Origin of the sequence: Nanhaiella sioensis (assembly GCF_046557775.1) — a bacterium.
GTDB classification, from domain to species: Bacteria; Bacillota; Bacilli; order Bacillales; family SM2101; genus Nanhaiella; species Nanhaiella sioensis.
The window spans coordinates 1,300,221-1,315,676 of sequence record NZ_JBKAEG010000001.1 but is presented as its reverse complement, the minus strand read 5'-3'; the positions used below and the strand labels follow the sequence as shown (position 1 = coordinate 1,315,676).

The window sequence follows — 15,456 nt, the reverse complement described above, 5'->3', positions numbered from 1 at the left end:
CGACACCCTCGATAAATTCTATTTCTTCAACTAACTGTCTTATCTTTACCCCTTCTTTCTTGTATCTACACACCAATGGAAAATTATACATAACTAATAGGTATTTAGTCTTGGAATTAAATAAAATGTCATAAAATGTTCAAAAATTAGTAAGTATAAGTTTCTAGTTATTTTGATTATCTTTGAAAATTTGACAAATAATTTTATAAATAACAAAATTATTATTAAAAATATTATTATGAAATAAAAAATTAATTTTGTGAACAGATATACACTTCAATTGTCTTCTGTTTTATCAATGCTGTTTTCGTCATACTGAAATATAAGCCCGTAATACAACTAGCGTTCGTGGCATCTTTTCATGTTGTTAAAATGACGGATAATACATATGTTGCCACCATGGGTTAATTAATCTCCCATTTTATCAAATTACTGTCCAAATAAAAAAACTTTAAGATTTGAGTGTCTAGACCCAAATCTTAAAGTTATTACATCATTTTATCATTTCACCTTTTTATTTACGCAGACAAACTTTGATCATGCGCAAGCTTTTTTGTACCAAATAAAAATGTACTTAATGCAAGCATTGAGAAAATCACAAAGTAAATGAGTAAAACTGAAGTATTTGACCACATGAAGCCAGTATCATTAAGTGAAATAATTGCCTTAAATCCAGCATTTGTATATGTTAATGGGAGGAATTCGCTCAAGTTTCGTAAATTCTCTGGTAACATATCAATAGGTAGGTTAGCGCCAGTTATCGATAACTGAAGAACGATAAATACAAAGGCTAAGAAACGTCCAACATTTCCAGCAAGAGATACAAGGAAGAAGATAATCGTCATGAATGTTAAACTAACGGAGATAGTAAATAGTATGAATGAGACAACGTTTGCTACATTAAGCTGTAAGAATAGTATCGTAACGACGGAAACTAATAATCCCTGGACTACTGAAAATAATGTCAACGTCATAAATTTACTAGCAAACAAGCTTATAGCTGAAGTTGATAGCTCTGGTTCAGATGGCTTTTTAAAGTCTATAATGAAAGACATCATTAAGATACCTACAAAAAGCGCAAGAGAAATGATATATGGAGCAGTAGAATCACGATAGTATTCGAAACCGCTTACTTTCTCTTCAACAAGTTGGACAGGTGATGAAAACATTGCAATATTTTTATCCGAAGCATTGATGCTAGTCGTTTGTTGAGCACCTTCCTCAAGCCCTAACGCTAGCTCCATGCTGCCCTCTTCAATCTGGCCTGCACCCGCATCTAATTGTAATACACCATTTGTTAAATCTCCCCAACCTGATTGTACGCTTTGATTACCTTCATTAAGTAGTTGCATATTACTATTTATGATAGTTGTACCTTCTGTTAGTGTTTTCCATCCAGTATTTACATCATTGTTGCCTATCCTAACCATTGAAGCCCCACTATGGATAGAAGATAAGTTATTTATTATTGAGTTCCAAGATGAACTTACAATAGCTGTTCCATCAGCAATTTGTTTAGCTCCTGTATCTAATTCTAAAACACCATTATTTACAGCTTCTTGACCAATGATTAATTCACCAAGACCTGCCTCTAATTGTTTTACACTTGGTGCAGCTTCGTCTAGTCCTTGAGCAACTAGATCAGCTCCAGGCTTCAGCTTAGTTTGGGTGTCATTCATCAATTGATTAACGCCTGCTGATATTCCGTTACTTAGTGCTAGTATAGTGGTGAAGTTTTCATCAGAATTAAGATTATGAGTTGCATTGTAAGCTTCTAGGAGAGTAAGTAGAGTTTGCATATTTTCTGCTAAATCATTAGTTCCTGTAATAATACCATTAATACCATTAGCGACTTCTTGACTTCCTGGTGCAAGTAGTTCCATACCACTATTTAAACTCACACTTCCATTATATGCATCATTTAATCCTTGGAGGATTTGAGGAGTATATTCTGCAAGTTCTTGACTACCATTTGCTAACTTTTCTCCACCCTCAGCTAATACATCGATCTGTCCGGAGCCTTGTTGAATTGTAGTTAGTAATAATCCAATTGCGGCTTCAAGGTCCTTTGATCCACTAGCTAATTCCTCAATACTTCCTTGTTTTGAAATTAATGATGTTAACAATTCTTGCGTACCTGCTTCAAGTTCTTGTGAACCAGCAGCTAGTGCATTAATTTCTGGAGCCTTTTGTTGTAGAGCTGATAGTATTGACCCTGTTCCTTCACGTAATTCTATTGAACCAGAGTATAATTGATCTGAGCCTTCTGCAGCAGATTCAAAACCACTTGAAATTTCACCAAGCTGCGCAAAAAGACTTTGTGTATAAATTTCGGTTATTTTATTTCCGAGTTGCTCCCGGATTTTTTCTGTAGCTCCACTTGTTACTTGTGCAGCTGTAAAGTTCAAGCCTTCATTTTGGTAATAACGGAGTTCAGGTATCTTAGGGCTCTCAGTTAGTACTGTTGTAATTTTTTGAGAGAAATCTTCAGGAATTTCGATAACCATGTAATAATCTTGATTTGTTAGGCCTTGTTGGGCTGATTCTTCATTTACAAAGTGAAAGCCCAATGTCATGCTTTGCTTCATATCAGCGACTAATTCTTCACCAATATTAATAAGCTCATCACCTGACATGGCACCTTTGTCCTTATTGACGACAGCAACAGGTAAATTTGACATATAATCATATGGTCCCCAAGTAGATGAAAGTAGGATGGCTACGTAAACAATAGGAACGAGAAGTACAAGGATGACAGATAATAACATCCCCTTTTTACTAGTTAACTTTCCAAGGTCAGTTACCAGTAATTTAAATGCATTCATTTAATCCCCCCAAAATATAAATGTATATATATAAAAAGAAACTGGATGTTTATTAATAACTGAATATTCAATCAGTTTCTAATGATTCATATATTCTTTGGATAAACTCATTAATCCTGCTAAATTATACAAGTTTAAATATTTTTTCTTCTCCTTTTACATTCAGTAATTATAAGCATGCAAGCTAAATTAACGTTATGCTCTTATTTCCTTCAAACACGATTTGCAGGACTTGTCTAATTTTAATAGATATGTACCTATTTAGCTGAAATATTTGTCAATAATTCATCCTTACTGCATATGATAGAGTAACCAACCTTTATAATGAGAAAAAAAGCACTATGATACGTTATGCAGGCAATGCCAATTTTGTGAATGGATTTTTCAGATTGCTAAAAAATTAAATAGGGGGATTAACAATGTCAGCAAAAAATGTGCAATCGTTTGTGGTTTCACGTGAAGATTGGTCCCTCCATCGTAAAGGACATGATGACCAGCAAAGGCATCAAGAAAAAGTACAAGAAGCAATTCGGAACAATTTGCCAGATTTAATAACAGAAGAAAGTATTGTCATGTCAAATGGACGGGAAGTAATAAAAATCCCAATTCGTTCATTAGATGAATATAAAATTCGATACAATTATGATAAGAATAAACATACTGGTCAAGGAGATGGAGAGAGTAAAATTGGTGATGTAATTGCACGTGATGGTACACCTTCCAAAAAAGGTGCAGGTAAAGGACAGGGGGCTGGTGATCAGCCGGGAGAGGATTATTACGAAGCAGAAGTTTCTTTAATGGAATTAGAGCAAGCGTTATTTAAAGAGTTAGAGCTTCCTAACTTAAAGCAAAAAGATCAAGATGAAATCGTTATTGATAAAATAGAATTTAATGACATAAGACGGACGGGTCTAACTGGAAATATTGATAAAAGAAGAACGATGCTTTCTGCCTATAAAAGAAATGCAATGCAAGGTAATCCAAGTTTTCATCCTATATATCGAGAAGATATAAAATATAAAACATGGAATGAAGTTATAAAACATGAATCAAAAGCGGTTGTCATTGCGATGATGGATACGAGCGGAAGTATGGGAATTTGGGAAAAGTATATGGCTCGTAGCTTTTTCTTCTGGATGACTCGTTTCTTGAGGACTAAATATGAAACAGTTGAATTAGTATTCATTGCCCACCATACAGAAGCAAAAGTTGTTTCTGAAGAGGATTTCTTTTCGAAAGGAGAAAGTGGAGGAACAATTTGTTCTTCAGTTTATCGTAAAGCACTTGAAGTAATTGATAATAAATATAACCCGGCTCTATACAACATTTATCCATTTCATTTTTCAGATGGAGATAATCTTACTTCCGATAACGCCAGATGTGTTAAGCACGTGAAAGAGCTTATGGAGATATCAAACATTTTCGGGTATGGTGAGGTGAATCAGTATAACCGTCACTCCACATTAATGTCAGCTTATAAAAATATAAAAGATGAAAAGTTCAGGTACTATATTTTAAAGCAAAAAGCTGATGTATTCCATGCGATGAAAAGTTTTTTTAGAAAAGAAGAGGAAAAGTTGTATGCATAAGTGTAAGAAGTCAGCTGTGAGGCTGGCTTTTTATATGGGGTTTAATACAGAAAGAACATGATTAATGCATGTGCTTTATTGTTTGTAGAGGCAGTGACCTATAACGAGAAAATTCAAAGCTGTATTTTACGAAGGCTGTTTTCTCATTAATTGTTGCTTTTCGTAATTAGAGCTAAATACGATACTAACTAACGTTCAGGGCATCTTTTCTTCTGTACAACGAAGAATAACATATAAAATCATAGCAACAAAGTTTATGAAAAAAAAACCATTTATGAAAAAGTGGGTGACTAACTGGTAACGTGGACATAAGAAAAGGAAAAAACAAATAGAGAGTGTTTTTTTTGTTTTCAAAAAAATGGACATTGATTGTACCATTAATTCATTATAATATTACAAAATAAGTACGTTGTAACCATTTTGTAATCCATTTTTGTAAAAGTTTTAATAAAATATAGCCATCATAAGAATCACAAAATAATTGGAGGCTACACTTCATGATAAAAATCAAAATTGCTATTATTTTTACAATGTCATTATTTGGTGGGAAATTAGTACATCATGAAGATGATATTACAATAAATGATAAAAAGGTTCAATTATTTCAAGTATCTGATTCAATAGATTACAGCAAATTATATGAGAACCCGACATCTGATTCAATAGATTACAGCAATACAAATGAGAACCCCATATTAAGTGAAGAAAGTTTTATTAAAAAGATGAAGGAACAGATGGCAAAGTTTAAAGCTTTTAATAAGATAAGTATATATGAATTATTAAATACTAGAATTAAAGATTCAGGTTGGACTTTTGTAAGTGATGATTATAATCTAATTCTGTTCGAAGGTAATGATCTTGATAAACAATATGTAATATACTTCGATATTAAAGAAGAATTTATAGATATGTATGTAGATGGGGAACAGAAAACGAGAGAAGAATTTGATGAATGGATAAATAAACTAGTATATAGAGATTATGAGATAAATGATAATGATATGCAAAAATTAGATAAACAGATGAAGGAGCAAATGAAACAATTTAAAACTGAAAATGAAGAGAGTGTATATAATATATTAAATTATACATTCGAAAATGAAACTTGGTCCTTTGAAAGTGACGATAATAATATGATGCTCTTTCTAGGGGAACAGAATGATAAGCAATATGTAATATTCTTTAACTATAAGAAGGAATCAATATATATGACTGTAGATGGTATGGAGAAAACGAGAGAAGAATTTGATGAATGGGTCAATAAATTAGATGATAATTTGAAGACGCAAATGGCAAAGTTTAAAGCACCAAATAACGAGAGTATATATGATTTGTTAAATGGTACATTTGAAAACCTAGAGTGGTTCTTTGGAAATAATGGTAGTAATGTAATGTTCTTTGAAGGGGACCAGCAATATGTAATATATTTTTTCTATAATGATAACTCTATAGATATGTATATAAATGGGGAAAAGGAAACGGAAGAAGAGTTTGATAGATGGGTAAATAAATTAATTCAATAATTGTTGTTATAAGATAATATTTTATACGATTCATTATCTTCTTATCTCCGATAACCAGAAATTTTTTAGAGTAACAAACGACTGTGAGTTGCTGGAGAAGTGTTAAATAAAAGGTTTATAAATCTTATGTAAGTTGATATTACAATAGGGGTAATAAAACTTAATAGAATTGATGAAAAAGAGCATGTCAGGATAGCCAATGACATGCTCTTATACTTATAAATGATAAAGCATTTAGAAATATCTAGTACACTTTGAGATTGTACAGCACTTGCAATAACGAGTATTAAAAAATTGCACACCTTTTTTGAAAAATTGGGACATAGATGGACAAGCAAGTACTTTCAAATGTTGCAGCATCGGTAGTTCCGTGTATCACAAATTGAGAACCGGTACAAATGACAATCGATTGGTGGGTGATTACGGACTGTGTTGTTTGGGGAAATCAAAGCCCCTTTGATTAAATACTCTATAACTCATAAAACGTTGCTTTTAATATTTGATTTTTTCCCTAAACTTAAAACTAGTATAACGCCTATAGGGTTTAAGGGTTTCAAAGTACCTCGCCTCCTTTGAGATAAAATTTGTTGCAACCATTCATATATTCACCTTTCTTTTTAATCGCAATAATCTTGTAGATTATTGTACACTTATAAAATTGTGTTTATGTTAAAAGTGATTTAAAATTATAAATATATGAAATATTAATAGAAAGTAGGGAATGTAAATGACAAAGAAAAGACAGCTGTTATTTCACTCCGTATTTATTCCTACCTTTGTATTAGTTTTTGTGGTAGTAAGTAATCTATTAGGATGATACTTGTAGTTAATATAGAGGCTGCCACGCATAGCTTGGTAGCCTTTTGTATTGTTGATTAATAACTGTAGTACTTCTCTAATAACTATTAAAATATTCTATCCTATATATCAGTGACTCAAATGTAAGTGAAAAAAGCAATAAAGTGTAGGAAAAGAGCCTTAAAAAAGAAACTAACTGTGGTTAATACATAGTTTTGGGGGAAATAATTATGAAAAAAATGATACTGAGTTTAATAGTAGGAACGATTGTACTGTTCTTTGTATTTATCTTGATGACGGTTTCAGTCGGTACAAAAGTTGAAATTGAAGAAAACTCAAGTGTAGATTATTCTACTTTGGAATAGTCTATGAATCTGACTTATTATTTATTTGAGGTGACTAAGCGCTAAAACGAGTGATCTTAAAACTTGTGATTTAGCTTTTGGTGGTATTACATATAAGACAGGAAAGTTGAAGGGAAAGCACTAGTTGAAATGGTGCTAGGAATAAACACTAGGATTCTTTTTGGTGAAATTGCACATATATTTATCATTAATCGTTAATATTCTAGAGTATATCTCTTTTAATTCTTCAATTGGTTACTACATAATGACATAAGTTATCGATGTGTTATGTCCATGGGCATACTAAAGTAGTGGAATGAGCGAAAGAAAAGGTATTTCAAACAATGAAACACTGCGCGAAAGTTTAAAAAAACACGGATGATCATGTATACAGATACATCAAAATATAATCATCACATCATGACATCACTTTCATTAAAAAACAGCCCTGCAAAGTATATGGGGCTGTTAATTTTTTTGTACATTTATAATACTCTCAAATTTTAATTTATGAACATTTTCTAAATTATCTATCACCATTATATGTTTATTGAGTTTATCTACAAAATAGATGTGCCCCACACAAGGTCTAGAAAGTCCATTTTTAGTATACGTTATAGTTACTTCCGATTTAAATTCTAAAGCTTCTAGAATTTTACTTTTTATATCTTGTATTTCATCCTTATTTTGTAACTTGCTATAATCATCCCACTCATCTTTGAGCAACTTGATTTCTTCAGGTTGCATATAGGAAGGAGCCCCTTTCACCTTTTCACGACCTTTCAATAAAATCACCCCTATTATTATATTATATAAGAAAATACGTTCTGTTGTTAAATAAAAAGGTATAAAATTTTTGAGTCAAATTCACGCAAAATAGTGTGTTTTTTAGTAAATACATATGATAAGTTAAAGTTAGACGTTTTGAAGATGGAAGAGAATAACCAGTCAAGAAATATGTGATGTATTGATCCCATAAGTGAAGGTTGCTAAACATACAGGTTTCTCTCTTGGAACTGCATACAAAAAACATAATGAAAAAAGGTTAGAAGAATTGATTGGCTATTATATTTAAGGAGGGTGAGCAATGGCTCGAATCGGAATTTATGGGTCTTCGTATGACCCAGTGACCAATGTACACTTATGGACTGCAAGTACGGTTGCACACCGTTGTAAATTAGATTATGTAGTTTTCTTACCTTGTTCTAATAAACGAAAAGATAAGCGAATGAATATTAGTGATGAGCATCGCAAAGAAATGGTTAAAATGGCAATTGAAAACAATCCTATATTTATTTTCGATGATTATGAAATGAATCAAGATGCATGGAAAATTGATACCTATACGACGATGAAACATTTTGAGAACAAATATCCGGGTGATGAATTATTCTTCATCATGGGAGCGGATTTATTGGTTGATATAGGGGATGGAAAATGGTCTAACGGTGATAAATTGGTGTCAGAATTTAATTTCATTATAATGGCTCGTGATGGTATTGATATGTTAGCTACTATTGGAAAGTCAGGTATATTAAGAAATAATGATGACGGCAACACATTCCATTTAATTGATAAAGGTCTAGCTATGGAAATCAGTTCAACCTATATTCGTGATGAATTAAGTATGGGGGGAGAGCCGAGGTATCTGATGCCAGAAAATTGTTATCAGTATATTAAAAAACATAAGCTATATATGAAAAGAATAGGATAGCGAAGGCTACCCAGTGACAATAATTTCGTTATTAGGAAAATTTACTATTTATAGTCATCATCCCATTGTGGATAATGGTAAGACTTGTGCAACAAATGAATCCATTTCCAGTAGGAAATTTACAACTAATAAGTTGGTGGAATCCAAAAATCGTTAGGGTGAATCTTATATAAAAGTTGTCCTTAAGGCTATAACTTCTAGAGAACTAAAAGACATGGGGATTTAGGGAGAAATATAAAAATCCTCAGAATGAGGTAACAGGCGAATTCAGGCTATGAAAAAAGCTGTTCGAGTATAGTATACTTAGCAGGTATAATGAAAAGAGTTCTTTCAACAGGGATGCTTTATTCGTGAAAGTTTGTCCTTCGGATTATTTCTGGGGATGCAGGAAAAATGAATAAATAAAAACATGTTAAATAAATAGTTAATAAAAATTAGGGAGGAAGTTCTCGATGCACAAATATCAAAATGAAATTATAAAAGAAATGATGGTTCAACCAATTATTAATCCACAAGAAGAAATTCGAACAAGTGTAGATTTTATCAAGAACTACCTAAAGAAACATCCTTTTATTGATTCTTTAGTTTTAGGGTTATCAGGTGGTCAGGATTCTACTTTGACTGGTAAATTAGCTCAAATTGCCGTAAATGAGTTAAATGAAGAATGTGGTGATAGCAAGTATTCCTTTATTGCTGTTAGACTTCCTTATGGTGTTCAGAAGGATGAGGATGATTGTCAGATGGCAATTGAATTTATTCAACCAACAAAGGTATTTACAGTTAATATCAAGCCATCGGTAGATGCTAGTGTAGAGTCTTTAAAAGAAGCGGGGGTTGAAATCTCTGATTTCTTAAAAGGGAATGAAAAGGCAAGAGAGAGAATGAAAGTTCAGTATAGTATTGCTGGTACTCACAATGGTGTTGTTTTAGGTACAGACCATAGTGCAGAAGCTGTGACAGGGTTTTATACTAAGCATGGCGATGGGGCATGTGATTTAGTTCCAATCTTCCGCTTAAATAAAAGACAAGGTAAAATGCTTTTGAAAAATTTAGGTTGTCCAGAAAGATTGTACTTAAAAGCACCTACTGCTGATTTGGAAGATGGGAAACCTCAATTGCCAGATGAAATAGCTCTTGGTGTCACATATGATGAAATTGATGATTTCTTAGAGGGAAAAAAAGTATCGGAAGACGCATCGAAAAAAATTACATCCCATTGGTTAAAAACAAAACATAAACGCAATGCGCCTATTAGTGTTTTTGATGATTTTTGGAAATAACAGACAGCACGTATAAAGAAGCGGGTATAACAATTGTTATATCCTTTTTTTATTTCTTTAGTTATACCGTTGGTTTCAAGTGAACTTAGCTTCTTATTTATTTGATTGGCTCTGTAAATGATCATGACTAATTTAAGCCTGTAACAACACATTTTTTCTCTTTAATCTAAAAAGAATTTCTTTTGTATGTTGCAGTAAAAGTTGAAAAGGTCAAACTATTTGTAAGTACAGTAACCTAGCATTTAGATATATATGGAGGGGAATAGTGAGCATTTAACATATTTGCAAGACAGTAAAAAAAATAATGAGGCATTTTTTGAGTTGATCTTTTTACCATAAAAATGTTTGCGTGAATTTTGTTGTTATAGTTCTTAAACTAAAAGGTAATGATGTCGTTTTACAAAGTATTCATCGTTTTATAGAAGAAAAGATGCAGCAAATCTAGTTATACACTTTTTTATTTGTATGATAAACAACAATCTATGCGAAAACAGCTTTGAAAAATAAATCAGATGTTTTCGAAGCAATACAAAAAGTCACCTAAAGATCTAATACATCAATAACTGTCAGATGGTTTTGTTAAAATTATGAATAGTTTGGTAGAATGATATCAATTAGGAGGGAAATTATGGAGAAATGGAAAACGTTAAAATCAGAGTACATACATAAAAGTCCATTCGGTAATATCAGAAGAGATCATTGTGAGCTTCCAAATGGCATAGAAATAGAAGATTATTATGTAAATGAATACACAGATTGGGTGAATGCGATAGTCATTACAAAAGAAAACGAGCTTGTACTAGTTGAACAATATCGTCATGGTGGTAACGATTTTTTTGTAGAAGTTCCTGCTGGAAGAAGAGAGGGAAATGAAACACACGAGCAAGGGTTAATAAGAGAGGTTAAGGAGGAAACAGGTTACACTTCTTTAAGAGAACCCATTTTATTAGGTGAATTTATGGTTAATCCGGGAACACAAAACAATAAAGTGAAAATCTATCTATTATTGGAAGCATTTAAAGGGGATAAGCAAGATTTAGATGATACCGAAGAGATAAAAGTTCGATTAGTAGATTTCGATAGTTTTGGGAATCAAATATTATCAAATAGCATAAACACGCAGATATTTACAGTCACTTCATATTTTTTGGCACAACAATTTCTTGTAGAAAATCAGAATACAAAATAATGGTCAGTTATGTAAAATATAACTTATTTAAAATAGCGTTTTGTAGTAAAAAAGGGCATGTAGATTAAAAAAAGAAACTCCCTAAAACCATCATTTAAAAGATGCGTTAATTTTATAAAATCATCGAAGGAACTATATTAATTGGTAAGTTGTTAGTGAAGTATAGGCATTCACGGAGTGTATGTTTTTCCTATGAATAGTTGTTTTGTATTCATAAAAAGCTAATTTATTTCAGTAGAAATTGTAAGAATGTTTACCAAAAAGGGTCTGCAAAAGTAAGAATAGCGGGAGGTAGTTACTGTGTTAATTAAGCCCAAAAAATTACAAGCGGGAGATCGTGTTGCTACAGTAAGTCCTTCTTGGGGAGGAGCAGGCGACCCTGACCTTAGATGGCGTTATGAACAGGGCGTAAAGAGGTTAGAAGAGGTTTTTGGTCTTGTGGTTGTACCGATGCCATATAGCTTAAAAGGATCAGAGTATACTTATCATAATCCAGAAGCTCGTGCTATGGACCTAATGATGGCTTTTAAAGATAAAAGTATAAGAGGGATTTTTGCAAATATTGGTGGAGAAGATAGTATTCGCTTACTTCCATATATCGATTTTGATGTTATACGAGAAAATCCAAAGGTTTTTATAGGATATTCAGATGTGACTGTTTCTCACTTTTTTTGTTATAAAGCGGGTATTACGTCATTTTACGGTCCAGCAATTTTAACTGATTTTGCTGAAAACGTTGAAATGAACCCATATACAATTGAAATGGTAAACAGAACGCTATTTTCAAATGAGATTATTGGTGAAATTCAACCCGCCAATGAATGGACGAGTGAGCGTTTAGAATGGACAATTTCAAACAAATATCAACGACGTAGTATGAAACAGAATAATGGCTATGAGATACTTCAAGGTTCAGACATTAGACAGGGACATTTAATTGGAGGATGTATGGAAGTGTTGGAGTTTGTAAAAGGCACATCACTGTGGCCAAAGATGAAATATTGGGAGAATAGTATTCTTTTCTTTGAAACATCTGAAGAGCATCCAGAACCAAATTATATTAAGTATTGGTTGAGAAATTATGCAGCACAAGGGATTTTACAAAAAACAAGGGGTATCATTTTCGGTAAACCTAAAGATGAGAAATATTATGAAGAATATAAACATGAAATATTAAAGGTAATGAAAGAATACCATCTAGAAGACTTGCCGATTCTCTATAATTTAAGTTTTGGTCATACGGAGCCGAAGTTTATTTTGCCATACGGTGTGTTAGCAGAAATTGATTGTAAACAAGGCAAATTCTCAATTCTTGAAAGCGGAGTGGAATAGATCGGGCGTACTGAATTAAGTGAGACAAATTGATTCATTAATAACTTATAGGGGGATATATAATGAGATTGTATTTTGATATTTTTGAAAATGACCAGCCTGCTATTCTTTCCTAAGTTGAGGGATGAATAGTTAAGTAAATTGTCATGCCTCATCATAGGGGAAATATTTTTTTCAAATTTCCTATGTAAAGATGGAGGTATTTATAAATATGAAACAAAACTTACTTGGAGCGACATGTTTATCTTTAGCCGCAAGTATTTGGGGTGGGATGTATGTTGTAAGTAAATATGTTTTAGAATTTGTTCCACCATTCACCTTAATGTGGTTGCGATATATGATTGCCTTTGCTTTTTTAGTTGCAATTTTAAAAACATGTAGAGTGAAAAAGAGAAATGAAGTAATAATTAAGAAAAGGGATTGGTTATTACTAGCCTGGATTGGTTTTATAGGATATTTTGTATCTATTGCTTTTCAATTTATTGGTACAAAATTAGCTGATGCACATACAGGAGCACTAATTACTTCAGTTACACCTGCCTTTACTATCATCTTTGCAAAGTTTGTATTAAAAGAGAGGTTAACAATTGTAAAAGTTATGGCACTGCTTCTGGCAACCTGTGGAGTTGTTGTGGTTATTGGAATAGATATCACTTTCGATACCTATCTACTTGGTGTCATAATTCTAGTAGGAGCTGCAATTACATGGGCAGTACTTTCAGTTTATGTGAAAATTGCATCTCAACACTATTCAACATTGTTTATTACAACTTACTCCATACTATGTGCATTTATATTTACAACACCCGTCATGCTATGGGAACTTCAAGTATATGACGTATATGTTCAAAGCAGTTTAATCATTTTGGGTATTACGTACCTTGGGTTAGTTTCAACAGCAGGAGCTTTTTTTCTTTGGAACAAAGGTATGGAAATCATGGATGCTGGGGTCGGTTCATTATTTTTCTTATTTCAACCAATAGTAGGTTCTTTATTAGGGTGGGTTTTATTAAGTGAAGAACTAAATATTAGTTTCTTTATTGGAGGAATCTTAATTTTAACCGGAGTTGTAGTAGGAAATTTTCAAAAGAGAAAATAACTATTAAATATTGCAGGGAGTTTTTTCTTTCTGCAATAGTATTTACGCTATAACACCGGTACAATTTTGTTATATTGTCAAAAAATCGCTGACGCATTTCTGTAATGAAAAGCGTCTTTTTTGTTACCTTTAATTGCATGCATTATTGTACGCGCCAGGAATCATATCTAACCTCATTTGTAAGTATATAATAGCGACCTCTATGTAAATGGTGACTGTTTATAAAAGTGTTGAATAATTTTTTTTCCCACCTCATGTAATGATTCATAGGCGTATTCTAACAAAGTAAAAAAAGTGATTTTTCAAAAAAATATGATAATATAAGTTTAATTTATATGATAAGAGGTGAGTTTAGTTGAGTAGAGTTGATCAGAGTACAAAGTTATATATATAAGAAAATTGCTGTTATTGGGAGAAACTGCACTTTCCGTAAACAGACTGAGAGGGAAGTCATTTTCTATTTTAATTAGATTATCAATGTAAATTTGAAATTCTAAATGAATTTTTGAGGGTTATATTAGAGGAATTTCATAATTCCATTAGAAGGTAATATACTTATGTGTTATTAGTCTCATATAAAATTCATAAAAATGTTATTGATGTAAAAGTAATAAAAAGTGACAAGGTTTGTCGTTGTAATAATAGTTTTAAAACAAGGAGAATGTGCAATGAATCCATCGATATTGGCATATACAAAGATTTTCTTAGCTATGGCAATTGTGGGAAGCTCAGTGGTTTTTGGAAAACTTATTATTTCAAGTTTTCCAGTTTTTTTAGCATCGGAATTACGATTTATTGTTGCAACAATCATTCTGGTTCCATTTTTATTGCTACAAGAAAAACAATTTCCATCTATTAGATTAAAAGACTTATTCATTCTATTTCTTCAAGCATTTACAGGAGTATTTTTGTTTAATATTTTTATGCTATACGGTTTAAAATATACGACTGCAATTGAAGCAGGGATCATAACAAGCACTCTCCCAGCAGTGATAGGCTTAGTATCTTTTTTATTCTTAAAAGAAAGACTGTCAAGAACAAAAGGGTTGGGGATTATTTTTGCAGTATTAGGAGTATTGTTGATTAATCTTATAGATGGGGAATTAGGTACCGTCAATTCTTTATTAGGAAACCTTTTAATATTTGGAGCAGTATTGGGTGAAACATTGTTTATTACAATGGGGAAATCTGTATCTAATAGGTTCACACCCCTTACAATATCAACGTTGATGAGTATTTTTGGTCTTATTATGTTTTTACCATTTGCAATTTATGAAGCTAAAGAATTTGACTTTTCAAGTGTTGGTATAATGGATTGGATGAATATTTTATATTTTGGAATCGTTGTAACTGTACTTGCTTTTCTCTTAATGTATCAAGGTTTATCAACAGTTCCTGCAAGCTCAGCTGGAGTTTTAACAAGTGTAATTCCATTCAGTTCTGTAATCCTTTCCTTTCTAATTTTAAAAGAAGAGCTTTTAGTGTCACATTTGTTTGGGATGTTGTTTGTTTTAATTGCTATTTTCTTTATTTCAAAGGACTCATCCGGTGAGAAATTTGAAACAAAGTCTTCTATTTCTCAATCAAGATAAACTTCGTTTCTCTGAAATGAAGACTTTACTTGAACGTCACTTATGGACTCCATGTTTTCTTTTATCATCAATCTTTTTCACAGGATGTTTTCACATTGATTGATAATTTTCCTCTTAAGACATAAGTATATATCGCGTTCATGACTTTTTTATCATTAGATAAAGTTTTTA

General features: G+C 32.1%; 11 protein-coding genes. 9 read left to right on the top strand and 2 right to left on the bottom strand.

Annotated elements, in window-relative coordinates; genetic code table 11:
• Window positions 1-518: 518 nt before the first annotated feature.
• A complete protein-coding gene (locus V1503_RS06045; RefSeq protein WP_410625577.1) occupies window positions 519-2,825 on the bottom strand; it encodes a YhgE/Pip domain-containing protein in 2,307 nt (768 codons plus the stop codon).
• A gap of 419 nt (window positions 2,826-3,244) precedes the next feature.
• Between V1503_RS06045 and yhbH the strand changes: the two genes are divergently transcribed.
• The 3 genes from yhbH to V1503_RS06030 all read left to right on the top strand — a co-directional run bounded on the left by yhbH (window position 3,245) and on the right by V1503_RS06030 (window position 7,100).
• Window positions 3,245-4,414, top strand: a complete 1,170-nt coding sequence (yhbH, locus tag V1503_RS06040; RefSeq protein WP_320258843.1) for a sporulation protein YhbH — start codon at window positions 3,245-3,247, stop codon at window positions 4,412-4,414.
• Window positions 4,415-4,911: 497 nt separating this feature from the next.
• Entirely contained in the window at window positions 4,912-5,937 is a 1,026-nt protein-coding gene (locus V1503_RS06035; RefSeq protein ID WP_410625575.1) for a hypothetical protein, read from the top strand.
• A gap of 1,028 nt (window positions 5,938-6,965) precedes the next feature.
• Complete coding sequence (locus V1503_RS06030) at window positions 6,966-7,100, top strand: hypothetical protein (RefSeq protein ID WP_410625573.1); 135 nt, start codon at window positions 6,966-6,968, stop codon at window positions 7,098-7,100.
• Between the two features lie 447 nt (window positions 7,101-7,547).
• On the opposite strand, the gene V1503_RS06025 is transcribed toward V1503_RS06030, so the two are convergent.
• Entirely contained in the window at window positions 7,548-7,865 is a 318-nt protein-coding gene (locus tag V1503_RS06025) for a YolD-like family protein (RefSeq protein WP_214484330.1), read from the bottom strand.
• Between the two features lie 301 nt (window positions 7,866-8,166).
• Here V1503_RS06025 and nadD point away from each other — a divergent pair, with 301 nt between their 5' ends.
• The 6 genes from nadD (at window position 8,167) to V1503_RS05995 (ending at window position 15,285) form a co-directional block, all read left to right on the top strand.
• Entirely contained in the window at window positions 8,167-8,793 is a 627-nt protein-coding gene (gene nadD / locus V1503_RS06020) for a nicotinate (nicotinamide) nucleotide adenylyltransferase (protein WP_214484331.1), read from the top strand.
• A gap of 452 nt (window positions 8,794-9,245) precedes the next feature.
• Entirely contained in the window at window positions 9,246-10,073 is an 828-nt protein-coding gene (gene nadE / locus V1503_RS06015; protein ID WP_320258839.1) for an NAD(+) synthase, read from the top strand.
• 628 nt (window positions 10,074-10,701) lie between these two features.
• The gene (locus V1503_RS06010; RefSeq protein WP_410625569.1) at window positions 10,702-11,262 is read left to right on the top strand and encodes an NUDIX hydrolase; all 561 of its coding nucleotides are present in this window, start codon (window positions 10,702-10,704) and stop codon (window positions 11,260-11,262) included.
• 300 nt (window positions 11,263-11,562) lie between these two features.
• Entirely contained in the window at window positions 11,563-12,594 is a 1,032-nt protein-coding gene (locus tag V1503_RS06005; protein ID WP_410625566.1) for a S66 family peptidase, read from the top strand.
• Window positions 12,595-12,805: 211 nt separating this feature from the next.
• Window positions 12,806-13,693 carry a DMT family transporter gene (locus V1503_RS06000; RefSeq protein WP_410625564.1) on the top strand — a complete coding sequence of 296 codons (888 nt, stop codon included), beginning with the start codon at window positions 12,806-12,808 and terminating at the stop codon, window positions 13,691-13,693.
• A 668-nt stretch (window positions 13,694-14,361) separates the two neighbouring features.
• Entirely contained in the window at window positions 14,362-15,285 is a 924-nt protein-coding gene (locus V1503_RS05995) for a DMT family transporter (protein WP_410625562.1), read from the top strand.
• Window positions 15,286-15,456 lie beyond the last annotated feature (171 nt).